Here is a 24,543-nt window from a genome sequence, read left to right as displayed (position 1 = left end):
AGAATACACTGTATGGCAAATGGCAGTGTATTCATAACGGATATCTGCTTACTTTTTAAATCTTTCTCTGGATCTTTTGATTGCCGGCATATTGGAAACCGCCCATTTCGTTAAATTATCCACATGGGGAACGAGTGATTTACCTAAGTCTGTAATTTCGTACTCAACTTTAGGAGGAATTTCCGGATAAATAGTTCGAAAAATAAATCCGTCAGCCTCCAGTTTTCTTAATGTAACAGTCAGCATTTTTTGGGATATATCCGAACCAACTTCTTTATTGATTTCATTGAAACGCAGCTTCTGCTTTTCGCCTAAAACCAACAATACAAGAATAGACCATTTATCACCAAAGCGATCTAAAACCGTTCTTACAGGACAATTTGTAATATCCCATTCACTTTTTTTTATTTTTTTTTCCATCATAGATCTTTGATTATCAACAATAGTTACCTTGAAGTTAGTTTAGAACAAGGATGTACCTTATTGGTCGTTTTTACAAACTAATATATCTTTGCTATACAAAAGTAAGTATAAAACTTTTATATCGTAAGTTTAAATAAAATATAAGATGGAAAAAATTTTAGTAACCGGAGCAACAGGAAATTTGGGAAATATTGTAGTTGAAAATCTACTTAAAAAAGTTTCCGCTGGTCAAATTTCAATTTTAGTTCGGGATGAAGCCAAAGCACAGGCTTTAAAAGCAAAAGGTGTAACTGTTAATATCGGAAGTTACCAGGATATTCATTCATTAAATAATGCGATGAAGGGTATAGATAAAGTTTTACTAATCTCATCAAGTGATTTTAATGATAGAATCGGTCAGCATAAAAATGTGGTTGATGCTGCTAAACAAGCAGGAGTGAAACAGATCTTATATACAGGTGTTACATTGAAAGATATTTCTGTATCTCCTTTACAACCATTGCTTCAGGATCATTTTCAAACAGAAGATTACATAAAAGAAAGCGGGCTTTCATTCACTTTTTTGCAAAATAGTTTGTATGCAGAGGTGATTCCAATGTTTGTAGGTGAAGATGTTTTGAAAACAGGTATTTTCTTTCCTGCAGGTGAGGGTAAAGTGCCTTTTGCCGTCAGAAAAGATCTGGGAGAAGCTATTGCAATTATTTTGGCAAGTGAAGGACACGAAAACAAAACCTATCACTTAACGGCATCAAAAACCTATTCATTTGCAGATATTGCTGCTGAACTTACCTCATTGTCAGGTAAAAAAGTAAATTACACCAGTCCGGAAGATGATGCATTTGAAGATATGTTGAAGCAATTTGGTTTGCCCGAAGAAATTGTATTAATGTCCGTTTTGTTTGCCAAGGGAATTAAGAATAATGATTTTAATATGGCTGACGGTACTTTAGAGAGTATTTTGGGACGGGAACAAACGGATTTAAGAATGTTCCTTAAAGAAGCTTTCAATTTGTAACAGCACTGGCAGGTAAGTTTTTTGATTCATGAAAAATTAAAACCTCCTTCATTTTCTAAAAGCGGAAAGGAAGGGGGTTTTGGTGATTATTACAGCACTTAAGTCGCCAATCAAATTTTCTACTTCCCAAATTTATTGCGATACTCTATAGGAGTACAGCCTGTTATGCGTTTAAACTGACGGTTGAAATAGGAAATACTGTTGTAGCCGCTTTCAAATGCAATGTTTCCAAAATTTTGCTTGGTGCCGGCAATCAGTTTACCGGCATATTCAATACGCATCTCGTTTAAAAAAGAGGAAAATGGTTTTCGTGTTCTTTGTTTAAAATAGCGGCAAAATGCATTGGGTGTCATATTGGCAACGGAGGCTATTTCTTCCAGGCTAATATCCTTCTGAAAATGGGTCGACAAATAGTGAAATACTACATTAATCCGTTCATTATCGGAATCTTTAATGGGTGCATTATAACTCACTGTAGAAAGCGAATGCAGACTTTCAGATACCGCAAAAAGGTTAAGGATATTTAGCAAATGCTGGAATCTTTCAAATCCTTCCAGCCTTTGTGTTTTTATTATACTTTCAGAAATTCCCACTCTTTCTTTTCCTTTCAGTTTTAATCCTTTAAGAGCCAGATTAAGCAGGCGTTTGATGTGTGCCATTTCGGGAATTTCAAAGAATTGACTGCCAAAGGTTTCTTCTTTAAAGAAGATCGAAATACCAAAGGAAGTTAATTGGTTATCAGACTCATAGTAAGCTTGATCCGATTTAAATACATGCGGAACATTTTTTCCGATTAGATAAACACTTCCTGGCGAGAAGCGTTCCACATGATTTCCAATAAAGCATGTTCCTTCGCCTTCTATTATTGTGGTAAGCTGATGTTCGGGATGATAATGTATCGAATCGTAAAATTTTTTACTTTGATCCAACTGAAGCCGAAAGGAGTTACCGCTGGTTTTCGGAATGACAAATCGAATTGCTTTCATATAATTGTATGTAAGGATTTGTATTGGCAAATGAATGTAACGATCCTCTTGTCTGCATGTCGAAGATCAGAACATGAACCGGAATAATTAAACAGGTTTCGTTTTATGGCATCATAATATCGGAATTTTATCCAAATATAATAATAGTGGGTAATATTGTTCAAGCTTCTGATAAAATAAGCGAAATAAAACACCTTTAAGTCTTTTATTTTTGAATTGTTATTAATTCATTTATAAAATTATAAAATATGAGACCTACCTGGACAGGTGTTTATCCTGCTGTTACAACAAAGTTTAAAGCGAATGGGGAATTAGACATTCCTGCTTTTTTAAAAAATATTGATTTTCAGATTGAATCTGGTGTTTCAGGAATAATTATCGGAGGATCGCTTGGTGAATCGAGCACACTAAGTGTAGATGAAAAGCTAAAATTAGTGGAGGTTTTACAGCCTTACCGCAATAAGGTTCCGGTGTTGATGAACATTGCAGAATCAAGTACCGAGCGTGCTGTTGAAGCAGTAAAATTAGCTGAAGCGAATGGAGCCGACGGATTTATGCTGCTTCCTCCGCTTTTGTATAAAGCCGATTCTGATGAAACGGTGGCTTATTTTAAAGAAGTTGCCAATGCTACCACATTGCCCATCATCCTTTACAACAATCCGGTTGATTATAAAATTGAAATTACGATTCCAATGTTCGAGGCTCTTCTGGATGTGTCTAATATTGAAGCTGTAAAAGAATCTACACGCGATTTAACGAATATTACCCGCTTGCGAAACGCTTTTGGCGATCGTTTTAAAATATTGGGTGGAGTTGATACCATTTGTTTAGAAGCCTTGTTGTTGGGAGCAGATGGTCTGGTTGCAGGTTTGGTGAGTGCATTCCCTAAAGAAACAGTTGTGCTTTTCGATTTGGCTAAAGCAGGTAAAGTTGACGAAGCTGTGAAATTGTACCGGTGGTTTATGCCATTGTTGGAGATGGACATTGATCCGAAACTGGTACAGTACATAAAACTGGCAGAGGTTTATGCAGGTATTGGAACCGAACATGTGCGCTCACCTCGAAAAATTCTTTCCGGAACGGAACGGCAAAAAGCAATTGAAACCATTGAAATTGCATTAAAAAACCGTCCTGATTTATCAACCTGTTAATCACAATAGAAATGAGCAGATTACAAACGAATATCAGCAATACAATGGAGGCTGCAGGCAGAGCTTTCAAAGTTTATAAAAAGCTTTCGGGGCGGGAGCGGGCAAAGTTTTTACGTCTTATCGGAAAGGAAATTTATGCCATTGGCGATGACCTGATACATACGGTGATGGAAGAAACAAATTTGCCGGAAGGACGTGTGAGAGGTGAGCGGGACAGGACTGTTGGGCAAATTGATAAGTTTGCCGATTTGCTCGATGAAGGTTCGTGGCTAAATGCAGTTATTGATGCAGGAGATGTTGAAAGATCTCCTCTTCCTAAGCCGGATTTGCGCAAATTGCATGTGCCGATTGGCCCTGTGGTTGTATTTGGTGCAGGAAATTTTCCACTTGCTTTTTCGGTGGCCGGCGGCGATACCGCTTCGGCTTTGGCAGGTGGAAATTCTGTGGTGGTTAAAGGCCATCCTGCGCATCCTAAAACCGGAGCCCTTATTGCAAACGCGATAAAACAAGCGGTGAAAAAATCCGGTTTACCGGAAGGAGTATTTGGTTTTATTGAAGATTCGGGATACGAGTCGGGTGAATTACTGGTGAAGAACCCTTTAACAAAAGCGGTTGGTTTTACAGGTTCAGAACGTGGTGGCCGTGCTTTGTATAATTTGGCTGCCGGCAGACCTGAGCCTATTCCTGTGTTCGCAGAGATGGGGAGTGTAAATCCTGTTGTTGTTTTGCCAAATGCATTGAAAAATGATCATGCTTCCATTGCATCAAAATTGGTAGCGTCTGTAAATATGGGAGCTGGTCAGTTTTGTACGAATCCAGGTTTGCTGATAACAACAAAATCAGATGGATTTGATGATTTTATTGAGAATTTGGTTCACGAAGTAAAAAATACGGAGGGTGCTGAAATGTACAGCGAATCAATCCTGCGCAACTATCAGTTGGGAACCGATAAAATACTTTCACACTCCGAGATTAAAGTGCTTGGAAAGAGCGGGAGCACAACAGGTCCGGAAAAAGCAGTTCCCGTTTTAGGATTGGTGAAAGCCACCGATTTTATCGCAAAACCATCTATGCACGAAGAGGTTTTTGGTCCTTTTAGTTTGCTTGTGGTTTGTGAATCGGCAGAACAAATTATCGATGTTATAGAAGCTTTAAAAGGGCAATTGACAACAACCCTATGGTCGTATGAAGACGAACTGGATAATTATTCCGGTTTGATTTCATCTTTGGTTGAGAAATGCGGGCGTTTGTTGTTGAATGGAGTTCCTACAGGTGTCGAAGTTTGCTCAGCCATGCAGCATGGCGGGCCTTATCCGGCTTCTACTGATTCCCGTTTTACTTCGGTTGGCGTTTCTGCCATTTTAAGATTTGTGCGTCCTGTTAGTTATCAGGATTTTCCGCAGCATCTTCTTCCTGAAGAATTAAAAAATACCAATCCATTAGGCATTTGGCGATTGGTTGATAATCAATGGACAAAAGATCCAATAAAATAAGAAATAAGTATGGCAAAGAAAACATTCTTTTGTATAGATGGACATACCTGTGGAAATCCGGTTCGGGTTGTAGCAGGAGGTGTTCCGCAATTGCAAGGCAAAACGATTTCCGAAAAGCGTGAACATTTTTTGCGTGAATACGATTGGATCAGACATGGATTGATGTTTGAACCTCGTGGACATGAGCAGATGTCAGGAAGCTTTATTTTCCCTCCCGAAAATCCGCAAAACGATGCAGGAATCCTTTTTATTGAAACAAGTGGTTGTCTTCCCATGTGCGGGCACGGCACTATTGGCACGGTAACCATTGCGATTGAGGAGGGATTGGTATTGCCTAAAACTCCCGGAAAATTGATGTTGGAAACTCCGGCAGGTCTTGTTGCGGCACATTACGTTCAAAACGACAAAGGCAAAGTAACTTCAGTAAAGATTATCAACGTTCCATCTTTTTTGTATAAAACAGATTTGAAGGTTGACAGCCCGAATTTGGGCGAATTAACTGTGGATGTTGCGTATGGCGGTAACTTTTATGCCATTGTCGACGAGCAGGCTAATTTTTCTGGTCTGCATCATTTTACCGCTGATGAGCTGATCAGTTACAGCGGAGCAATCAGAACGGCTTTGAATGAAAAGTACAGTTTTGTACATCCGGAGAACGAAAAAATTTCAGGACTTAGCCATGTTTTGTGGACAGGCAATACCATTTCGCCTGAGGCCGATGCCCGTAATGCTGTTTTTTACGGCGAACGGGCCATTGATCGCTGTCCTTGCGGAACAGGAACGTCTGCTCGTATGGCGCAGTGGTTTTCCAAAGGAAAGCTGGAGCTTGGCTCAAAGTTTCTGCACGAAAGTATTATTGGAAGTCAATTTGTGGGAACGGTAGAAGAGCATCTGAAAATAGGAGAATATGATGCAATAGTTCCGGCAATTGAAGGATGGGCAATGGTTACCGGATACAATACTATTATAATCGACGACGAAGATCCTTATGCACACGGATTTAGAGTTGGTGGAAAATTGTAAAACGAAAGAATGGCAAAAAAAATACTTATTGTCGGTGCGGGTACTATTGGCTTGCACTGTGCGTATTATCTGATTCGAAATGGTCATGAAGTTGAAGTAATTGATGCTGTTGCTGAGAACGATCATTCGGGATGCTCCTATGGAAATTGTGGTTTGATTGTGCCAAGTCATTTTATTCCCATAGCGTCGCCGGCAATGCTAAAATCAGGATTTACCATGCTTTTCGATACGAAAAGTCCCGTGCATCTTCCCCTTTTGGCTAATGTGAAAAACACCCCTTGGTTTTTGAAGTTTATGGCCAGTGCCAATTCTGGTCATGTAAACAGAGTGATGCCTGCACTATTGCAGTTGAATGTCGAAAGCAGACAGCTTTACGCTGATATTGTAGAAGAGCAGGCCGTAGATGTCGGATTCGAAAAAAAAGGATTGCTGATGATGGCAAGCACTCAAAAAGGATTGGAAGAAGAATTGGAACTGGCACGTATTGCGAATCGTTTGGGAATTTTAACCCGGGAAATAGATGATTCGGCACTGAGGAAAATGGAGCCGGATGTTCAGTTTAATGCAGAGGGAGCCGTTTTGTACGAAAGTGACGGACACCTGAATCCGCAAAAATACATGCTGTGGCTAAAGACATACCTGCTTAAGCAGGGGGTGGTGTTTCATCACAATTCGAAAGTGTGTAAATTCGATCTTTTTAAGGGAAAGATAACAGGAGTACATACCCGGGAAGCCATGTTTACAGCCGATGAGATTGTTCTGGCAGCAGGTGTTTTTTCATCAGCCCTGGCAAAAATGATTGGTGTAAATCTGCCTTTGATTGCCGGAAAAGGATACAGTATGGATGTGCCCACTCCGAAATGGAATTTGAATACACCATTGATACTTAGCGAAGCAAAAATTGCTGTTACTCCTATGAACGGAGGCATTCGTTTGGGGAGCGGTATGGAATTTAACGGCAAGCCCGGACAGGTCAGGCACAAGCGCGTACAGGCCATGTTAAACCGCACTGCCGGGGCAATACAATCTTTCGAACAGCCCGGCATCGAAGAATTGAATATTTGGGAGGGATTACGACCGGTAAGTTATGATGGCTTGCCATACATTGGGAGGCCACGCAACATTCAAAACCTGATTGTTGCGGCCGGACATGCCATGATGGGGATGAGTCTTGCACCCGTAACAGGAAAAATTGTAAGTGAGCTGATTGAAGGACAGAAACCGGAATTTGCCATGGAATTGCTTCATCCCAACCGTTGATGCAAATGCAGTTACATCAAAATTTAAGGGGGCGTCCGAAATGCTAAGTTTCACTTGAAAACCTCATATTGATCGAGCTTAAAACATTTGTTATTCAAACATAAAGATTCTTCGGCAAGTTCAGAATGACAATAAAACTCAACTTTTCGGACATCCTCTTTTTTTTGCGGATTGAATACGGCCATTCCATAAACCGTGAATTCTACATCTGTAAATTAAGGATCAGTGGAAGAGGAATGCCGGAAGAGAAAGCTTTGCATAATTAAATGCAACCGGCTTGAAAAATAAGAGTTGCGTCTCACATTTTGTATCAAAGGATTTATTATCATTGCAGCAGAGTAAATTGAATTGAGAGCAATGATTGGAACACAGACAAAAGGAACCATTATGGTACTTTTATCAGCAGTATTTTTTGGACTGCTGCCTTTTTTTGCCATTAAAACCTATGCCGAAGGTTTTGATGTGAGTAACCTGCTGTTGTACAGATTCAGTTTTGCATTTGTGCTGATTGGTTTGTTTTGTATCTACAAAAAGATTAATATCCGAATCAATAAAAAACAATTTTTTCTGCTGCTGATTCTCGCAGTTGTAGGAACCATGATGACTACCTACACACTTTTTTTATCCTATCAGTATATTTCGTCGGGATTGGCAAGCACACTTCATTTTGTGTACCCCATTATCACCATTGTTTTTGCAGGCATCATCTACAAAGAGAAATTTACACTGAAAAAATTAACGGCCCTCTTTTTATCCATTATTGGCATTGCCTTGTTATCCTTAGGCGGCGGTGCTGCGATTAATGCAACAGGTGTTTTATGGGCTTTGGTGTCGGGTTTGTTTTACGCCATCTACATTTTGTGCATGGCCAATCCCGAATTAAGGAAAATTTCGCCTTACAGCGTTGCTTTTTGGATTTTTGGCATCTCTGCAATTTTGTTCTTTGGCAAATGCTTCTTCACAAATAATATCAACACAAATCCTGGTATTCTGTCCATATTTTATATTGTAAATCTTAGCTTTTGGTCTACTTTTTTGTCGGTTGTTTTATTCTATATGGGCATGAAACATACCGGTCCGGGGAATGCGTCTCTTCTGTCAACACTTGAACCTCTTACCGGAGTTATGGTAGGAGTGTTTGTGTTTAATGATGTAATGGACGTAAAAAGTTCTTTGGCCATTCTTCTCATATTGACTTCTGTTTTTATGGTGATGCAAAACAATAAGAAACCAAACTACCGAATGCTTTTTATCAAATTAACTCCCCGCAGACTAAGGAGAGCTTAATGTTTTAATAGCAGAACTATATCAGGTTAACATCAAAATTGATCCTGCAAAATGTTTCTTTTCAGCTATCTTCGTTAAAAAATGCAGGGGAATCCGGCTGTCTTCTTCTTTTTTGCTTCGGTATAACCGAAAATTAATCATTCATAAATTTTAAAATATGCACCATAAATGCCTTGTTTGTGAAAGAATTTCAAAAATTCTAAATCATGAAAACCCATACTTTGTGGCAGAACTGGAAACGGGTTATGTTGTTTTGGGCGATTTTCAATTCTTTAAGGGCTACGTTTTATTGCTTTGTAAACAACACAAAACTGAGCTGCATCAATTGGACGAAGAGTTTAAGGTGAAATTTTTAAAGGAAATGAGTGAAGTTGCCGAGGCTGTTCATCTGGCTTTTCAACCCAAAAAAATAAACTACGAAATGTTGGGAAATGCATATTCTCATCTGCACTGGCATATTATTCCCAGATACGAAGACGATCCCAATCCATTGAAACCGATTTGGGCGATGGACAGCAAAATAATAAACGCCGGGGAAACCAGACCAAACGATCAGGAGTTATCAGAACTAAAAGAAAAGCTGCTGAATGCTCTAAAAACCACAGTTGACTCCGATCGGTTAGTGATTTAAAACTGCAGTCGGAGACGGCTTGCAGTAAGCCTGATTACATCCTTTATAAATGATGAAAATAAAAAGCGAAATTCATGCCCGTTTGTTTTGTTTGAATTTTGTAATTTGGCTTCATGAAAAAGAGTGAAGATTTAAACGAATTTTACAACAGAATAAAATACAAGCCCGATCAGGAGCTGGTTTTAAGCAAGCCTCACATTAATGTTTTTGAACGGTCGGCCTGTACCGGACCGCTCACTTATTCAAGAAGAGATTACTATAAAATAACTTTGATATTGGGCGAGGGAAGGCTCGATTATGCAGATAAAAGTATTTACATAGACAGGCCGGCTTTATTGTTTTCGAATCCGTTGATTCCCTATAACTGGCAGAATATTTCCAAAGAGCAGACAGGATGGTTCTGTATTTTTAATGAATTCTTTGTAAAACAGAGGGATGAGCTGCTTACGGATCTTCCAATGTTTCAGCTGGGACACGATAAGGTTTATTTTCCTGATAAAAATGCCGTGAAGGAAATTGCTGATTTGTATCGGAAAATGATGGTGGAAAATGAAGGTTCGTACATTCATAAGCAGGATGTGCTTCGCAATTACCTTCATCTGATTGTTCATTACGCACTTAGGATGGAACCCGCAAAAAACTACGAGCAAACGCAGAATGCAGCCACCCGTATTACGTCTCTGTTTATGGAATTGCTGGAGCGCCAGTTTCCTATTGATTCGATGCAGAATCAATTGAAACTAAAATCGGCGAATGATTATGCCTGTCAGCTTTCCGTGCACACCAACCATCTTAACCGAGCAGTAAAAGAGGTTACAGGGAAAACAACTACTGAACACATTGCAGGCCGTATTATTATTGAGGCAAGCGAATTGCTGGTTCATACCGATTGGCCTGTTGCCGAAATTGCCTATTGTCTGGGCTTTGAATATGCTGCTTATTTCAATAATTTTTTCAAAAAAGCAACGGGGATAACACCAAAGGAAGCGAGATTGCAGATTGTTTGAATTTTATAATTTTTGGTTTGATTCCTCTTGTTTCCATTGAAACAGGATCATTAATTTTGTTGTGTAATTATTTAAACAATTGGTGTGAAACATTTATGACGTGAAATTGTGACACAGAGGGAGATGATTCTAGGGTAAGTTTTCCCGAAACAAGTCCGGGACAGGCTGTCAGATAAAAACTTAAAATTATAAATAGATGCAATACAAAAAATTAGGAAAAACAGAAGAACAGCTTTCTGCCATAGGATTGGGCTGTATGGGGATGTCGCATGTTTACGGCGAAAGAAATGATGAGGAAAGTATCGCCACTTTGCACAAAGCACTGGAATTGGGAATTAATTTTTGGGACACTGCCGATTTTTATGGTGGAGGAGCGAATGAAAAACTGATTTCAAAAGTACTGAAACCAAACCGCGACAAGATATTTATAGCCACTAAATTTGGGTTTAAGTATGGCGGGGAAAATTTGCTGGCCAGTAGTTTTGACGGTTCACCCAAATACATGCGTAAGGCAGTGGAATTAAGTCTGCAGCGATTGGGCATCGAAACCATCGACTTGTATTATGCCCACCGGGTTGATCCGAACGTACCGATTGAGGAAACAGTAGGAGCAATGGCAGAACTTGTAAAGGAGGGAAAAGTGCGTTATCTGGGACTTTCAGAAGCATCCATTACCAATATCAAAAAAGCGAACGCAGTACATCCCATTTCGGCATTGCAAAGTGAATACTCACTTTTAACAAGAGATGTAGAGAAGAAAGTACTGCCCGAAATTACAGAAATGGGCATTACATTTGTTCCCTATTCACCTTTGGGAAGAGGAATGTTTACCGAGAATTTTAATGTGGATAATATTGCATCAAGCGATATCCGTTTGAACTTACCCCGCTTTCAGGGAGAACATTTAATCAACAATCAGAATCTGATAAAGGCACTGGATGAATTTGCATACGGCAAGAGCATCAATACTGCCCAGCTGGCATTGGCATGGCTGATGGCAAAAGGTGATAACATCATTCCGATTCCGGGAACAAAAAAGCGCAAATACCTTGATCTAAACGCCAAAGCTGCAGATATTGAGTTTACAGCAAACGAAGTGGCCGAAATTGAAGCCATTATTGCGAAATATCCCAATACGGGAGAGCGTTATACCGAAGCTGCTATGAAATTGGTAGATAAGGATTAAGCGAAAAGCGAAGCGCTGAATGAAAATTGTAGACCGGGCATCATGCCCGGTCTTTTTTGTGCCTGCAAAAACGAAACTGCACCGAAGACTTCCCGGAGTATTGGCAAACTTTTAATTCGAGTTTATCACATTTAGTTGGAATATTTTTAATCCAGTTGGCTAAAGCCAAACTGCAATCCCAACTTTACATCCACCAATTGCTAACTCCTGACAGCGCCGAAGACCTCGTATGTTTACGACATGAAAAGATTAGATATATCTTTTTTACATTTATGAGATAAAAATAAGAACAGAATCAGGAGTAAGAATTAGACCTAGACAACGCTTATGTATGTCCACTGACAGATAATCCTCCTATTCTGTTTTCTTTCTACGAGTCAGAACAGTATTGAGAAACTATGCTTAATGTATAGATTTCGTATCAACTGCGAGGAAAGACTGTGAGAAGAATTCTTATTAAAACAGAACACTTATGAATGAGTCTCAAGAATTAAGCAAACAGGTGGTTGGAATAGATATAGGGAAAGACATGTTCTATGCCTGTTATAAAGCTTTAAGCAATAGCCATAAGATCGTCATCAAAGGGACTAAGTCTTTTACCAATGATTTATCGGGGATGCAAGAGTTTTATACCTGGTGTATAAACCGAAATACTAAACCTGGATGCAGTTTAGTCTTTGTGATGGAGGCAACAGGTGTTTATTATGAAAATTTAGCTTATTTCTTATATGAACGAGATTGTTTGGTTAGTGTTCAATTGGCTCAGAAGATCAAATATTATGCGAAGAGTTGTAATCTAAAAACAAAGACCGATAAAGTCGATTCAAAAATGATTGCAGAATTCGGAATTGAAAAAAATCTATCTGGAACAGATATATGGACACCTCCGAGCAAATCTTTTAAAATGATACGAGATCTCTCACGAGAACACACGAGTTTAAAAGAAGCCTGCTCTACTGCTCAGTCTCAGCTTCATGCCTTACAACAAGCTTACAGTGTACATCCACGTGTTATTACACTAAAACAACAACAAATTGAATTCTATAAACAACAAGAAGAAGCTGTAAAACAAGAAATGTTACTCCTTGTAAAAGAAGATGAGATTTTATTCGACAAATTAGAAAACATAATCTCCGTTAAAGGCCTCGGTTTTATAACAGTCATCAAGATTTTAGCAGAAACAAATGGCTTTTTACTATTTCGTAATATTCGTCAATTAGTTAGCTATGCAGGTCTCGATGTTATTGAGAAGGAATCAGGGAGCTTTAAAGGAAAAACGAAAATATCAAAAAAAGGAAATGCTAGAATTCGTGCTGCACTTTATATGCCAGCTATGACCGCATCTGTTTATAATCCAGACTTAAAAACATTTTATAATCGCATAAATGAAGGTAGAAGTGTAAAAAAGCAAGGTCTAATTGCAGTTATGCGAAAGCTATTAATTCTAATCTATACTCTATGGAAAAAAAACGAAGCCTATATTATAAACTATAATGATAGGAATTTATCCACAGTGAAAGCTTAGAGTAATAAAGAGTCATAAAAAAGGCGGAGCTATACTCCGCCGCTAGATAAACTTAAATGAATAATCATTTGAAGTTTTCTTTCATACCATAAATTTAGGAAATAATTATTAATTTAATTTGGATTTTACCACAGTATCTGTCAGAGTTTTAGCAATTTCTTTTTTATTCGCGGAAGGAGTAAAAATGATGCTAAAGCAAAAGATTAGAATATTTTAAATCCAGTTGGCTAAAGCCGAACTGCAATCCCAACTTTACATCCACCAATTGCTAACTCCTAACAGCGCCAAAGACCTCAGAGTTTTAGCAATTTCTTTTTTATTCGCGGAAGGAGTAAAAATGATGCTAAAGTAAAAGATTAGAATATTTTAAATCCAGTTGGCTAAAGCCGAACTGCAATCCCAACTTTACATCCACCAATTGCTAACTCCTGCCAGCGCCAAAGACCTCAGAGTTTTAGCAATTTCTTTTTTATTCGCGGAAGGAGTAAAAATGATGCTAAAGCAAAAGATTAGAATATTTTAAATCCAGTTGGCTAAAGCCAAACTGCAATCCCAACTTTACATCCACCAATTGCTAACTCCTGACAGCGTCGAAGACCTGTCAGAGTTTTAGCAATTTCTTTTTTATTCGCGGAAGGAGTAAAAATGATGCTAAAGCAAAAGATTGGAATATTTTAAATCCAGTTGGCTAAAGCCGAACTGCAATCCCAACTTTACATCCACCAATTGCTAACTCCTGACAGCGCCAAAGACCTCAGAGTTTTAGCAATTTCTTTTTTATTCGCTATTGTTTATTTTGTTAACTAATTATTGTTTTGTAGATTCGGATTCGCAATTGGTTTTGCTGTAGAATAAATATTCCGCAGAAAGCCGAAGTTAAATCAAACAATAAATAGGATGGGAAAGTTTTCACTTTACGATTTGCTGGGGCTGTTGCTGCCCGGAGTACTCTTTTTGTTTTTTTGTAATATCATCAGTAATCTTTATGGATTTATACCTGCATTATTCGGAGCGCTTAATTGGCAGGTAAACATTGGTATCACATTGTGTTTTGCACTTATCATTGGAGCCACGCTTTACGCTGTAAATTTCTATTTAGTACAGCAGAAATGGTACAACCGGCTTTTGGGAATGTACAAACCTGTTGCTGTTCTTTATTTAAAAATGAAGTTTCTTCACCAATTGATGAATGAAACTTTAAATAAGAAAGCAAAAGAATGGTACGGAAAAAACATCTTTTTGAATAAAACCGGTTTCGATAATCTTACAGCCGACCAGCAGAAAGAAACGGATGTTTTGCAGGATGAGTTTTACGACCGCATGTATTACGAATTGGAGCATCACGGCAAAATAGAACACCCTAAAACCTTTCAAAGCTTTTATTTTTTCTTTCGGCAAACAGCTCTGGCCTGCATCCTGCTTCTTTTGTTGGAGGTATTTTTGTTTGCCCTGCATTTTATTACTTCTCTCCATTTAAACAAACCAGATATATTTACCGCACTTTGGCTTAATATATTATTATTCTTTATTCTTTTTGTTTCGGCACGGCTTGCCCAATGGTACCGCAAACGAATGGTCATGAAAATGTATTGGGCTTATTTTACTCATCTACAACAAATTTAGCACAATGGAAACAATCGAAACAACAGAGCATAAGGGCTTGCATGTTTACAAAACAATAGAAAACGATCCGCAGTATTTTGGAGGCTATCTGAATATGGCGAGGTTAAATATCTTTTGTATCAGCAATTCTGTTGCCCATAAAATTAAAATATCAACTCTTTCTGATGAAGAAAAAATATTGGACAGTTTTTTATGCAGCAACAACAGAAAGCATCTTAACTGGAATTTGGCTCATTCTATTGCAGTTAAGTTTTTCCCAATTATAAAAGTTTTCGACTTTGAGAAACTTCCAAAATCGGAAAGAACCGGCGACCCGAATAATAGGAATACAGGAAAAGATTTTGCGGCAATGACAGCTTCTTTACGATGTTTGTTCAGCGAAATTCAAGAGTTCAGAAACGATTACTCTCATTACTATTCCGTAGCAAAAGGGAACAAAAGAAAAACGACAATTTCGAAAGAAGCTGCCGAATTACTTAGGCTTAATTTTGCACGGGCTGTTGAATATACAAAGGAGAGGTTCAATGGCGTTTTAAACGATGAAGATTTTGAACCTGTAAAAGAACGTGTACTTGTAAATCAGGATAACACAATAACAACTGATGGTTTTGTCTTTTTAATTTCGATGTTTTTAGAGCGGGAACATGCGTTTCAGTTTATTGGGAAAATTAAAGGATTAAAAGGAACACAGTTCAATAGTTTTATTGCCACACGAGAGGTATTAATGGCCTTTTGTGCCAAACTGCCGCACAATCGGTTTGTAAGCGAAGATAAAAAGCAGGCACTCACACTGGATATAATCAATACCCTGAACCGATGTCCCAAAGAACTGTACAGCGTAATTACCGATGAGGAAAGGAAAGCATTTAAACCCGATCTGGATAGTCTGAAAATTGAAAACTTGTTGGATAACAGCACGAATGACAAGCTTGCTATTGAAGATTACGACAAGTATATTGAGGCACTTACACGAAAAATAAGACACAGCAACCGCTTCTCTTATTTTGCATTAAAGTTTATCGACGAAACGGATATCTTTAGCAAATTGCGTTTTCAGATTAATTTGGGGAAGTTACTCATCGACGAATACGAAAAGCCCGTTAATAATGAATTGTACCCACGAAGCATTGTGCAAAATGCAAAAGCATTTGGAAAGCTAAGCGATTTTGAAGATGGGGAAGAAGTCTTGCAACAGATTGACAAAGGTGGAAATTCGCTCGGTTTTGATCAATATGCACCCTTTTACAACACAAAAAACAATAAAATTGGTTTGCACACCAATTGTGCGAAGTCAATAGTAATCAATAGGCCGAATTCAGAATCGAAAATTAAGAAAAGCCTTAAGCAAGCTTTGCCCGAAGCCTTTTTGAGTTTGCACGAGCTGCCCAAAATTATTGTGTTGGAATATCTGCAAAAGGGAAAACCCGAAGAACTGATCAACGATTTTATTTTGGCCTGCAACAATAAAATTACCAATAAGCAGTTTATTGATGAGGTAAAGGGGAAATTGCCAAACGACTGGAACGAATTCAATAAAAGATCGGATTCGAAAAAAGATCCTGCCTACAAGCCAAATGCATTGGCTTATTTAAGAAAACGTAAAAAAACCTTGGATGAGGTGCTGGCACAATACAATCTGAACCACAAACAAATACCAACACGCATTTTAGACTACTGGTTGTGCATTGTTGATATTGATGAGAACCGCGCCATTTCCGACCGAATTAAACGAATGAAGCGCGAAGGCATGGATCGCTTAAAGGCGTATCAGAAATTTACCAAAACAGGAAAGGGGAAAATTCCGAAAATTGGCGAAATGGCTACTTTCCTGGCAAAGGATATTGTTGATATGATTATCAGTACCGATAAAAAGAAAAAAATCACCTCGTTTTATTACGATAAAATGCAGGAATGTTTGGCTTTGTTTGCCGATCCCGAAAAAAAAGCCCTGTTTATTGATCTCATCAGCAAAGAGCTTCGGCTTAACGAGGCCGGCGGGCATCCCTTTTTAAAAAATATTGAATTCAGCAAAATACGATACACGCAGGATCTTTACTTCATTTATCTTCAGGAGAAGGTGAATAAAATGCTTGCAGTTAAAAACTTTCGATCAGGAAAGACAAGTACCACCGATAAATCGTGGATGATGAACACTTTTTATAAAAGAGAGTGGAACGAGGAAGCCGGAAAACAACTTACCGAAGTAAAACTGCCTGCTGATTTGTCAAACATTCCTTTTACCCTACGTCAGCTAAAAGAGAAAACAAACTACAATCTGGATGAATGGCTGCATAATGTAACAAAGGGAAAGGTGAAAGGGGATGGTAAAGCGCCGATCAATTTACCAACCAACCTGTTCGATGAAACCCTAATTCGTTTGCTGCAAAATAAATTAGAGGCGCACGAAGTGGAGTATCCTGCAGAGGCCAAATACAATGAGCTTTTTAAAATTTGGTGGAAAAATCGCGGCGACAGTACGCAAAGCTTTTACAATGCCGAAAGGGAGTATTTTATTTTCGATGAAAAAGTGAATTTTAAACTGCAGGAGAATGCAATGTTTGCCGATTTTTATTCCGATAGTGTAAAAAAAGCCTTTAGAGCAAAGCGAAATGAAAGAAGAATAGAACAAAGAACCGACCGACGTTTGCCGGATATTCAGCTCAGTCAGGTAGAAAAAGTATTTAAGCGAAGCATATCGAATTCCGAAAAGCAAATTCGTTTGTTGCAGGAAGAAGATCGGATAATGCTTCTGATGCTCGAAAAACTAATGAATGCCGATCGGGACTTGAAGCTGAACCAAATAGATACGCTTTTAAACAAAACCATTACCGTGAAGGAACCGGTTACCGGAAAATTGTGGTTCGAAAATAATGCCGAAATAACAAGAACAATTATCGATCAGCGCAAACGAAAAGATCACAGCATGCTGCATAAGTATGTTTTCGACCGGCGCCTGCCTGAGTTATTTGAATATTTTACCGAAAACGAAATACCATTGCCCAATCTTAAAAACGAATTGGAGGCCTATAATACGGCCAGACACACGGTTCTTGATGCAGCATTTAAACTCGAAGAAAGGCTGATAACAAACCATGCCACCGATAATTTTATAGATGAGGATTGTAAAAACGGACACATTCCGCACAAAGCCTATTTGCAATGGCTTAAAGATGAGGGGCGGATAAACGAAAACGAATTTTTGTTTTTAAATAGGGTTCGGAACTGTTTTTCGCACAATTTATTCCCTCAAAAAAAGACGATGAGTTTGTTTGTTAATCAGTGGACTGATAGTAATTTTGCCCTGCAAATAGCAGCACTTTACAATGAAAAAATTGACGCCATACTAGCTATATAGTAGAAAATACCTCCGTTTTTTACTGACTAAAAAACGGTTTATCCTTTGCAAATAAGGCATTTATAACAGCCAGTTGTAATTGCTCTTATTTTGAAGGGTATACACAACTCTATTTACGAATAATGAAGATAGAGCAATGTTGTAATTGCTCTTATTTTGAAGGGTATACACAACTATGTATTGCTCCAATGGTTTCACAGCTTTGTTGTAATTGCTCTTATTTTGAAGGGTATACACAACGCACATTAAGCATCATTTCTTTATTAATAAGTTGTAATTGCTCTTATTTTGAAGGGTATACACAACGCAGTATCCCTATCGTTATTCCGGATAGATGTTGTAATTGCTCTTATTTTGAAGGGTATACACAACTCTGATAATCGCTGAACCGTTCATAACTAAGTTGTAATTGCTCTTATTTTGAAGGGTATACACAACACTTTATCATACAAAGCTGCAACCTCAGTAGTTGTAATTGCTCTTATTTTGAAGGGTACACACAACACTTGATTGAGTTATTCAAGGTGTCTATGTGTTGTAATTGCTCTTATTTTGAAGGGTAATACAATTAATTATTAATTGATAATTATCAATTGTTAATTGTCAGCAGTGGTTGCTCTTATTTTGAAGGGTACACACAACACTTGATTGAGTTATTCAAGGTGTCTATGTGTTGTAATTGCACTTATTTTGAAGGGTATACACAACGTAATGATTTTTGCATAATTAAATCATACGGTTGTAATTGCTTTTATTTTGGAAAGCACACACAACAATTTGGCTGTTGTGATATAATTGAGCATCGTTGTAATTGCTCTTATTTAGAAGGGCACATACAACACCGTATCTTAGTCGTCAATAGCAAGCAGGTTGTAATTGTCCTTATTTTGAAGGGTAATACAATTAATTATTAATTGATAATTATCAATTGTTAATTGTCAGCAGTGGTTGCTCTTATTTTGAAGGGTACACACAACTACATATTTAGGATGCGATTTTTTACCGTGTTGTAATTGCTTTTATTTTGGAAAGCACACACAACAATTTGGCTGTTGTGATATAATTGAGCATCGTTGTAATTACTCTTATTTAGAAGGGCACATACAACACCGTATCTTAGTCGTCAATAACAAGCAGGTTGTAATTGCTCTTATTTTGAAGGGTATACACAACTTCAATTTATTAGTTTAAATTTGTACTCATGTTGTAATTGCTTTTATTTTGGAAAGCACACACAACAATTTGGCTGTTGTGATATAATTGAGCATCGTTGTAATTACTCTTATTTAGAAGGGCACATACAACACCGTATCTTAATCGTCAATAACAAGCAGGTTGTAATTTCTCTTATTTTGAAGGGTATACACAACAACTATTTGTGCCATCTTAAAGAAATAATGTTGTAAATGCTCCTATTTTGAAGGGTACACGCAACTGATTTGATTAATTAAATGACTAGCGCAATGTTATAGTTGCTCTTATTTTGAAGGGCACACACAACATCCATTGCCCCGTGCTTTAGCTCGGGGATTGTAAATATTTTATTTGAAAGGGCACACACAACAAATATTGAATGTTGGAAAATTCATGCAGCAGCTATTTTGAAAAGGCCAGGCCCTCAGTCCGGCCTTTTTTCTTGTCCAGCGGAAAAAATGTCTTCTATGAGTTTCAGATATCCCGTCCAGCGGAAAAAATGTCTTCTATGAATTTCAGATATCCCGTCCAGCGAAAAAAATGCCTTCTATGAGTTTCAGATATCCCATCCAGCGAAAAAAATGCCTTCTATGAGTTTCAGATATCCTGTCCAGCGAAAAAGATGCCTTCTATGAGTTTCAGATATCCTGTCCAGCGAAAAAGATGCCTTCTATGAGTTTCAGATATCCCGTCCAGCGGAAAAGATGCCTTCTATGAGTTTCAGATATCCCGTCCAGTGGAAAAAAAGTCTTCTATGAGTTTCAGATATTCCGTCCAGCGAAAAAAATGTCTTCTATGAGTTTCAGATATCCCGTCCAGCGAAAAAGATGTCTTCTATGAGTTTCAGATATCCCGTCCAGCGGAAAAAATGTCTTCTATGAATTTCAGATATCCCGTCCAGCGAAAAAGATGCCTTCTATGAGTTTCAGATATCCCGTCCAGCGAAAAAGATGTCTTCTATGAGTTTCAGATATCCTGTCCAGCGAAAAAAATATGTTTCATGAGTTTCAGATATCCCGTCCAGCGGAAAAAATGGCTAGTATGAACTTGTGTTAGGGATAAATGTGGGCTGGTTAAATAAGATGCGGAGTTGCTTGTTTGAGGGGTTTATAAAAGTTTGTTTTAAATGGGTACTAATTATCTGTTAAGCTGATAAAATGGTTTAAATAAGGGGCTGGCTTTATCTTACATTGACTGGTTTTGTTGATTGTTTTCTATTGTAATCCATTGTTATTGGTATTTTGTGTTGCTGCATTCATCCATAATTTATTGATTTATGTTTGTTTTTTAAAATATTATGGATAGCTTTGGTTTTCAATTTTTAACCAAACCCAAACAGAAATGAAAAAAATACATGCAAATGCAATTACCAATGAAGTTGCAGAAGATTGTCAAGGCATAATAGAATTAAGTAAAAAATACCCCATAACAGAAGATGCGTACTACAGCATCACACTCGGAAAATTAACCGGGATGTCGAACGAGTTAATTGGGAAGATTAATTCGGGTTGGCTGAATAGTGAATTAAAGGAAAAGGATGAGGCACGTGATTTGGATCTGCGCGCCATTTTTTATGAAGTAAAAGCCAAATGCATGCGCCGCCCAAGTGCCGCTCAGGAAAAGGCTTTGCATATAAAAGAAATTTTGGATCGTTACGGGATAAAAATCGCCGAAGAATCGTACACCATAGAAAGTGTCGGGGTACGGGCCATGTTGAGCGATTTAAAGGCACCCGAATTGGAGGAACATGTTCAGGCAATAGCTGATTTAAAACAATTGATGGATAATTTGGAACAATCGCAGGCCGTTTTTGATGCATCAGCATCCAAATTGATCGAAGACAAAAACGAACGGGAAAATGCCAAAGCGGCATCGGTTATTGCCCAGGAACTGAAGAACATTATTAACAATGAGTTGTTGGGTTATTTAGGCGCAATGGCGAAGGCAAATCCTGAAAAATACAAGCCTTTTGCCGATGTGGTAAATACATTAATTGAAGCCGGCAACAACAAGCTGCGCAGCCGTATGGCTGCCTTAAAGCGCAAAAAGGAAAGAGTAAATCAGGAATTGAACTAGAGAGAATTATTTGCAACTACATACAAACTGAAGCAAACCCCTTTGAACAATTGTCCGAAGGGGTTTTTTTTATGTGTTTTTAATTGGCATTTTATCATTGCACTGGTCTGCTTAAACCGCATTTACTTCCATTTCCAGCTTCACACCAAATTTATAGAGCACCGATTTTCTGATTTCGTTGGCCAATTCGAGTATTTCAGATCCTTTTGCATGGCCATGATTCACAATTACCAGCGCCTGATCTTTATGAACACCGGCATCGCCTATTTGTTTGCCTTTCCAGCCACATTGTTCAATCAGCCAGCCGGCGGCCAGTTTGCTTTGTGTTTCGTTTAACTCATAAACCGGCATGTCTTCGTGTTTCGCTTTTAGGGCATCGGCTTCCGTTTTGGCAAGCACAGGGTTTTTGAAAAAACTGCCTGCATTGCCCAGTATTTTTGGGTCGGGCAGTTTGCTTTCGCGGATTTTGATGATTACTTCGCGGATATTTTTCAGATTCACTTCATCGTAAGCTTCCAGTTCCCGGGCAATGGCGCCGTAATGAATTTTATATTCGGCCTGTTTGCTGAGTCGGAAATTAACGTGGGTAATAATGAATTGATTTTTGTATTCGTTTTTAAAAACGCTGTACCGATAGTCGAATTCGCAGTGCGCATTGCTGAAAGTTACTTTTTTGTTACTATCTATTGATATGGCTTCCACGCTTTCTATCACGTCTTTTACCTCAACACCATAGGCTCCGATATTTTGGATAGGAGCTGCACCAACCACACCCGGAATCAGAGACAGGTTTTCAATGCCCGATAAATGATTCTCAACACACCAGGCTACAAATTCATCCCAATCTTCGTTGGCACCAGCCCGAACCAAAACCGAATCATCATCTTCTTCAAGAATTTTTATTCCCTTTACATTTGGGTGAATAATCAGACCGTTAAAATCATCGGTAAACAAAAGGTTGCTGCCGCCTCCCATCAGTAAATACTGAATGTTAAGGATGTCGTTTTTGCTTAAAAAGTCTTGAATTTCTTCGACAGTATCGAATTCGAAAAAATATCGGGCATTGGCTTCTATGCCAAATGTATTGTAATTTTTTAATGAGAAGTTTTTACGAAGAGAGGCCATTTTATCAGTTATCAGTTATCAATGAATGGTATTAAAGAGTTTGTTTAAGAAGTTTTACAAAACCAAGAATATCATCTTCGGTGGTGTCGAAAGAGCACAGCCAGCGCACTTCGCCTGCCTGTTCATCCCAAACCCAAAAAAAGTATTCTTCCTGAAGTTGTTCAATTTTATCTTTAGGGATAAGTGCCCAAATGCCGTTGGCCTGAACCTTTTGGGTAATTTTTATCTGGTTTATCTTCCGAACTTCCTGTTCGAGCAGTTTGGCCATTTTGTTGGCATGACGGGCTGTTTTCAGCCACAGTCCGTTGGTGAGCATGGCATCGAACTGTGCACCAATGTATCTCATTTTAGAACAAAGCTGCATGCTTTGTTTACGAACGTATTTGGCTTCTTTCGATAGTTCCGGATTAAAAAAGATGACTGCTTCGCCCAGCATCATGCCGTTTTTGGTACCGCCAAAACTGAGCACATCAACACCGGCAAGGGTGGTAAATTCTTTTACATCAACATCCAGACTTACAACAGCATTTGCCAGTCGTGCACCGTCCATATGAACGTACATGTTGTTGGCATGTGCCAAATCGCAGATGGCTTTCACTTCTTCGGGCGTATAAACGGTTCCCAATTCGGTGCACTGAGTAATCGAAATCATTTTTGGCTGGGAGTGATGCTCAAAACCAAATCCGTGCAAATGCGGGAGAATTAATTCGGGCGATATTTTGCCGTCGGGTGTTTCAATAGGAATTACTTTACAACCTGTAAATTTATCCGGGGCACCGCACTCGTCAACCTGAATGTGAGCCGTAGCCGGACAAATAATGGAATGATACGATTGGGTTAATGTTGAAAGGCTAATAACATTGGCTCCGGTTCCGTTGAAGGCAAAGTATACATCAATATTGCTTCCAAACAGGGTTTTGAACTTTTCAATTGCAGCTGCTGTGTACGGATCTCCGCCGTAAGCCATTACATGACCTTGGTTCGCATTCTGAATGGCCTCCATTACTTCCGGCAATATTCCTGAAAAATTATCGCTTGCAAATCCTCTTTTATTCATTTTCTGTGCTTTTATATCGAAGCATTAAAAGTAAACTTTATTCACTAAATATTTCGATAAAAAGTTTGAAAATGCTGTACTGCCATTAAAAATGCGAATGTTTTGCTTCTGCTTAATTCTTTGAGTGATTTTCCCAATGGGTGTTTCGGCAGAAAGAAAATGGGAACAAGGATCTTGTAAATCAGTCTGATATCTCTTATCTAAAATCTGATAATCTATTGCAAAAGAATTTTTATTTTTTGAAGTAAAACAGACAGATCGCCGGGTTTGGCTTCACCTTTGGTAAGGAACTGAATTCTACCTTCTTTATCCAAAAGGAAAAGGTAACACAGCTTTTTGTCCTGAACATCGAAGTAGTTGTAATAGCTGTTTAAAGGACCATAATAAGTCATTACATTTTTGTGCATTGGTTCAGCAATGCCGCCACGCATTCCATTGTCGATATAATGCGACAACCAAGAGTAAAAGTTACTGATCATGGGCACTTCAATAAAACGAAAATCGCTGCAGATGCTGAACTCTTTCATGAGTGGTTGGGTCCAGGTGTCAATCTGATTCTGAGTACCTCTTTTAAATGCAATGATTAAAACGCTCACTTTTCCTTTGCAATGATCGGGAAGGGTAATCGCTTTGGAAGACAACAATTCCCCTTTTATTTCGGGGAAAAGATCTCCTGACTTTAATTTATCCGGGTGCTGCGCCACTGCTTGCTGTATGATGATAATGCTAAGAAATACTGCAGTTATAATTGATCTGATCATTATTTAGTTTCTTGATAATATTTGAGTAGAAAAGCATAGGTGTTCTTAGTGGTTTTTTCTCTTTCAATTAGTGTAGGTTCTTTTAATTGGGCTTTAATTAATTTGTAAAGTTCTGCAACCAGCTCGTATTCTTTGGTATTTTTCATGAAGGTTTCCGATTGTCCGATGTAATTTCCCGGACTGGATTCAACCAAAGGAGCCAGATTGATCCATTTATTGGTTAAGGTTAACGTGAGTTTTGCTTTCAGTCCAAGATCTGCATTTCCCAGAACGAGATCGCCGTCATTATTTATCGACCAAAAATATTTTTCGGGGTTTTTCAGTAATTTTTCAAGCATATCTAAAAAATTTTAATTTTACCTGAA

19 protein-coding genes are annotated in these 24,543 nt (G+C 38.4%); 13 read left to right on the top strand and 6 right to left on the bottom strand.

Going from position 1 to position 24,543, the window contains the following annotated elements; genetic code table 11:
* Nucleotides 1-48: 48 nt before the first annotated feature.
* Nucleotides 49-420 (bottom strand): winged helix-turn-helix transcriptional regulator, encoded by a 372-nt coding sequence (locus tag ACHZAX_RS12955; protein WP_218973187.1) that lies wholly within the window; start codon nt 418-420, stop codon nt 49-51.
* Between the two features lie 148 nt (nt 421-568).
* On the opposite strand from ACHZAX_RS12955, the gene ACHZAX_RS12950 reads away from it, so the two are divergent.
* Nucleotides 569-1,438, top strand: a complete 870-nt coding sequence (locus ACHZAX_RS12950) for an SDR family oxidoreductase (RefSeq protein ID WP_320019415.1) — start codon at nt 569-571, stop codon at nt 1,436-1,438.
* Nucleotides 1,439-1,557: 119 nt separating this feature from the next.
* Here the strand turns inward: ACHZAX_RS12950 and ACHZAX_RS12945 are convergent, their stop codons facing one another.
* Nucleotides 1,558-2,424, bottom strand: a complete 867-nt coding sequence (locus ACHZAX_RS12945) for an AraC family transcriptional regulator (protein ID WP_320019414.1) — start codon at nt 2,422-2,424, stop codon at nt 1,558-1,560.
* A 248-nt stretch (nt 2,425-2,672) separates the two neighbouring features.
* Here ACHZAX_RS12945 and ACHZAX_RS12940 point away from each other — a divergent pair, with 248 nt between their 5' ends.
* The 12 genes from ACHZAX_RS12940 to ACHZAX_RS12885 all read left to right on the top strand — a co-directional run bounded on the left by ACHZAX_RS12940 (nt 2,673) and on the right by ACHZAX_RS12885 (nt 21,235).
* On the top strand, nt 2,673-3,575 hold the full coding sequence (locus tag ACHZAX_RS12940) for a dihydrodipicolinate synthase family protein (RefSeq protein WP_320019413.1): 903 nt from the start codon (nt 2,673-2,675) through the stop codon (nt 3,573-3,575).
* Between the two features lie 11 nt (nt 3,576-3,586).
* Nucleotides 3,587-5,068, top strand: a complete 1,482-nt coding sequence (locus ACHZAX_RS12935; protein WP_143470967.1) for an aldehyde dehydrogenase (NADP(+)) — start codon at nt 3,587-3,589, stop codon at nt 5,066-5,068.
* A gap of 9 nt (nt 5,069-5,077) precedes the next feature.
* Nucleotides 5,078-6,091, top strand: coding sequence for a 4-hydroxyproline epimerase (locus tag ACHZAX_RS12930; RefSeq protein ID WP_320019412.1), 1,014 nt, complete (start codon nt 5,078-5,080; stop codon nt 6,089-6,091).
* Between the two features lie 9 nt (nt 6,092-6,100).
* Nucleotides 6,101-7,351 (top strand): NAD(P)/FAD-dependent oxidoreductase, encoded by a 1,251-nt coding sequence (locus tag ACHZAX_RS12925; protein WP_320019411.1) that lies wholly within the window; start codon nt 6,101-6,103, stop codon nt 7,349-7,351.
* Between the two features lie 357 nt (nt 7,352-7,708).
* A complete protein-coding gene (locus tag ACHZAX_RS12920) occupies nt 7,709-8,638 on the top strand; it encodes a DMT family transporter (protein ID WP_101311764.1) in 930 nt (309 codons plus the stop codon).
* A gap of 157 nt (nt 8,639-8,795) precedes the next feature.
* Nucleotides 8,796-9,269: an HIT family protein gene (locus ACHZAX_RS12915; protein ID WP_101311765.1), complete on the top strand. Its 474-nt coding sequence runs from the start codon at nt 8,796-8,798 to the stop codon at nt 9,267-9,269.
* A gap of 113 nt (nt 9,270-9,382) precedes the next feature.
* On the top strand, nt 9,383-10,276 hold the full coding sequence (locus ACHZAX_RS12910) for a helix-turn-helix domain-containing protein (RefSeq protein ID WP_320019410.1): 894 nt from the start codon (nt 9,383-9,385) through the stop codon (nt 10,274-10,276).
* A gap of 196 nt (nt 10,277-10,472) precedes the next feature.
* A complete protein-coding gene (locus ACHZAX_RS12905) occupies nt 10,473-11,462 on the top strand; it encodes an aldo/keto reductase (protein WP_320019409.1) in 990 nt (329 codons plus the stop codon).
* A gap of 472 nt (nt 11,463-11,934) precedes the next feature.
* Nucleotides 11,935-12,987, top strand: coding sequence for an IS110 family RNA-guided transposase (locus tag ACHZAX_RS12900; RefSeq protein WP_101311841.1), 1,053 nt, complete (start codon nt 11,935-11,937; stop codon nt 12,985-12,987).
* 897 nt (nt 12,988-13,884) lie between these two features.
* Nucleotides 13,885-14,610 carry a type VI-B CRISPR accessory protein Csx27 gene (gene csx27 / locus ACHZAX_RS12895; RefSeq protein ID WP_320019408.1) on the top strand — a complete coding sequence of 242 codons (726 nt, stop codon included), beginning with the start codon at nt 13,885-13,887 and terminating at the stop codon, nt 14,608-14,610.
* A 4-nt stretch (nt 14,611-14,614) separates the two neighbouring features.
* Entirely contained in the window at nt 14,615-17,965 is a 3,351-nt protein-coding gene (gene cas13b, locus ACHZAX_RS12890; protein ID WP_320019407.1) for a type VI-B CRISPR-associated RNA-guided ribonuclease Cas13b, read from the top strand.
* A 2,535-nt stretch (nt 17,966-20,500) separates the two neighbouring features.
* Nucleotides 20,501-21,235: a DUF6261 family protein gene (locus tag ACHZAX_RS12885; protein ID WP_320019406.1), complete on the top strand. Its 735-nt coding sequence runs from the start codon at nt 20,501-20,503 to the stop codon at nt 21,233-21,235.
* 111 nt (nt 21,236-21,346) lie between these two features.
* Here ACHZAX_RS12885 and murB read toward each other — a convergent pair whose 3' ends face one another.
* The 4 genes from murB to ACHZAX_RS12865 all read right to left on the bottom strand — a co-directional run bounded on the left by murB (nt 21,347) and on the right by ACHZAX_RS12865 (nt 24,516).
* The gene (murB, locus tag ACHZAX_RS12880) at nt 21,347-22,360 is read right to left on the bottom strand and encodes a UDP-N-acetylmuramate dehydrogenase (RefSeq protein ID WP_101311786.1); all 1,014 of its coding nucleotides are present in this window, start codon (nt 22,358-22,360) and stop codon (nt 21,347-21,349) included.
* A gap of 31 nt (nt 22,361-22,391) precedes the next feature.
* Nucleotides 22,392-23,417, bottom strand: coding sequence for a threonine aldolase family protein (locus ACHZAX_RS12875; RefSeq protein WP_320019405.1), 1,026 nt, complete (start codon nt 23,415-23,417; stop codon nt 22,392-22,394).
* Nucleotides 23,418-23,632: 215 nt separating this feature from the next.
* Nucleotides 23,633-24,178: a hypothetical protein gene (locus ACHZAX_RS12870; RefSeq protein WP_320019404.1), complete on the bottom strand. Its 546-nt coding sequence runs from the start codon at nt 24,176-24,178 to the stop codon at nt 23,633-23,635.
* On the bottom strand, nt 24,178-24,516 hold the full coding sequence (locus tag ACHZAX_RS12865) for a hypothetical protein (protein WP_320019403.1): 339 nt from the start codon (nt 24,514-24,516) through the stop codon (nt 24,178-24,180). The genes ACHZAX_RS12870 and ACHZAX_RS12865 overlap by 1 nt, the downstream gene beginning before the upstream one ends.
* Between the last annotated feature and the right edge of the window lie 27 nt (nt 24,517-24,543).

The organism is Labilibaculum manganireducens, assembly GCF_963665805.2.
Taxonomy (GTDB): domain Bacteria; phylum Bacteroidota; class Bacteroidia; order Bacteroidales; family Marinifilaceae; genus Labilibaculum; species Labilibaculum manganireducens.
The sequence above is the reverse complement of the archived record's forward strand: the minus strand, read 5'-3'. Positions and strand labels throughout refer to the sequence as shown.

What these genes read in the sequence shown, in the direction of transcription:
- ACHZAX_RS12940 (WP_320019413.1), top strand. Translation starts at nt 2,673, where the DNA reads ATGAGACCTACCTGGACAGGTGTTTATCCTGCTGTTACAACAAAGTTT.
- murB (WP_101311786.1), bottom strand. Translation starts at nt 22,360, where the DNA reads ATGGCCTCTCTTCGTAAAAACTTCTCATTAAAAAATTACAATACATTT.
- ACHZAX_RS12920 (WP_101311764.1), top strand. Translation starts at nt 7,709, where the DNA reads ATGATTGGAACACAGACAAAAGGAACCATTATGGTACTTTTATCAGCA.
- ACHZAX_RS12945 (WP_320019414.1), bottom strand. Translation starts at nt 2,424, where the DNA reads ATGAAAGCAATTCGATTTGTCATTCCGAAAACCAGCGGTAACTCCTTT.
- ACHZAX_RS12865 (WP_320019403.1), bottom strand. Translation starts at nt 24,516, where the DNA reads ATGCTTGAAAAATTACTGAAAAACCCCGAAAAATATTTTTGGTCGATA.
- ACHZAX_RS12955 (WP_218973187.1), bottom strand. Translation starts at nt 420, where the DNA reads ATGGAAAAAAAAATAAAAAAAAGTGAATGGGATATTACAAATTGTCCT.
- ACHZAX_RS12925 (WP_320019411.1), top strand. Translation starts at nt 6,101, where the DNA reads ATGGCAAAAAAAATACTTATTGTCGGTGCGGGTACTATTGGCTTGCAC.
- ACHZAX_RS12930 (WP_320019412.1), top strand. Translation starts at nt 5,078, where the DNA reads ATGGCAAAGAAAACATTCTTTTGTATAGATGGACATACCTGTGGAAAT.
- ACHZAX_RS12910 (WP_320019410.1), top strand. Translation starts at nt 9,383, where the DNA reads ATGAAAAAGAGTGAAGATTTAAACGAATTTTACAACAGAATAAAATAC.
- ACHZAX_RS12870 (WP_320019404.1), bottom strand. Translation starts at nt 24,178, where the DNA reads ATGATCAGATCAATTATAACTGCAGTATTTCTTAGCATTATCATCATA.
- cas13b (WP_320019407.1), top strand. Translation starts at nt 14,615, where the DNA reads ATGGAAACAATCGAAACAACAGAGCATAAGGGCTTGCATGTTTACAAA.
- ACHZAX_RS12905 (WP_320019409.1), top strand. Translation starts at nt 10,473, where the DNA reads ATGCAATACAAAAAATTAGGAAAAACAGAAGAACAGCTTTCTGCCATA.
- csx27 (WP_320019408.1), top strand. Translation starts at nt 13,885, where the DNA reads ATGGGAAAGTTTTCACTTTACGATTTGCTGGGGCTGTTGCTGCCCGGA.
- ACHZAX_RS12875 (WP_320019405.1), bottom strand. Translation starts at nt 23,417, where the DNA reads ATGAATAAAAGAGGATTTGCAAGCGATAATTTTTCAGGAATATTGCCG.
- ACHZAX_RS12915 (WP_101311765.1), top strand. Translation starts at nt 8,796, where the DNA reads ATGCACCATAAATGCCTTGTTTGTGAAAGAATTTCAAAAATTCTAAAT.
- ACHZAX_RS12885 (WP_320019406.1), top strand. Translation starts at nt 20,501, where the DNA reads ATGAAAAAAATACATGCAAATGCAATTACCAATGAAGTTGCAGAAGAT.
- ACHZAX_RS12950 (WP_320019415.1), top strand. Translation starts at nt 569, where the DNA reads ATGGAAAAAATTTTAGTAACCGGAGCAACAGGAAATTTGGGAAATATT.
- ACHZAX_RS12900 (WP_101311841.1), top strand. Translation starts at nt 11,935, where the DNA reads ATGAATGAGTCTCAAGAATTAAGCAAACAGGTGGTTGGAATAGATATA.
- ACHZAX_RS12935 (WP_143470967.1), top strand. Translation starts at nt 3,587, where the DNA reads ATGAGCAGATTACAAACGAATATCAGCAATACAATGGAGGCTGCAGGC.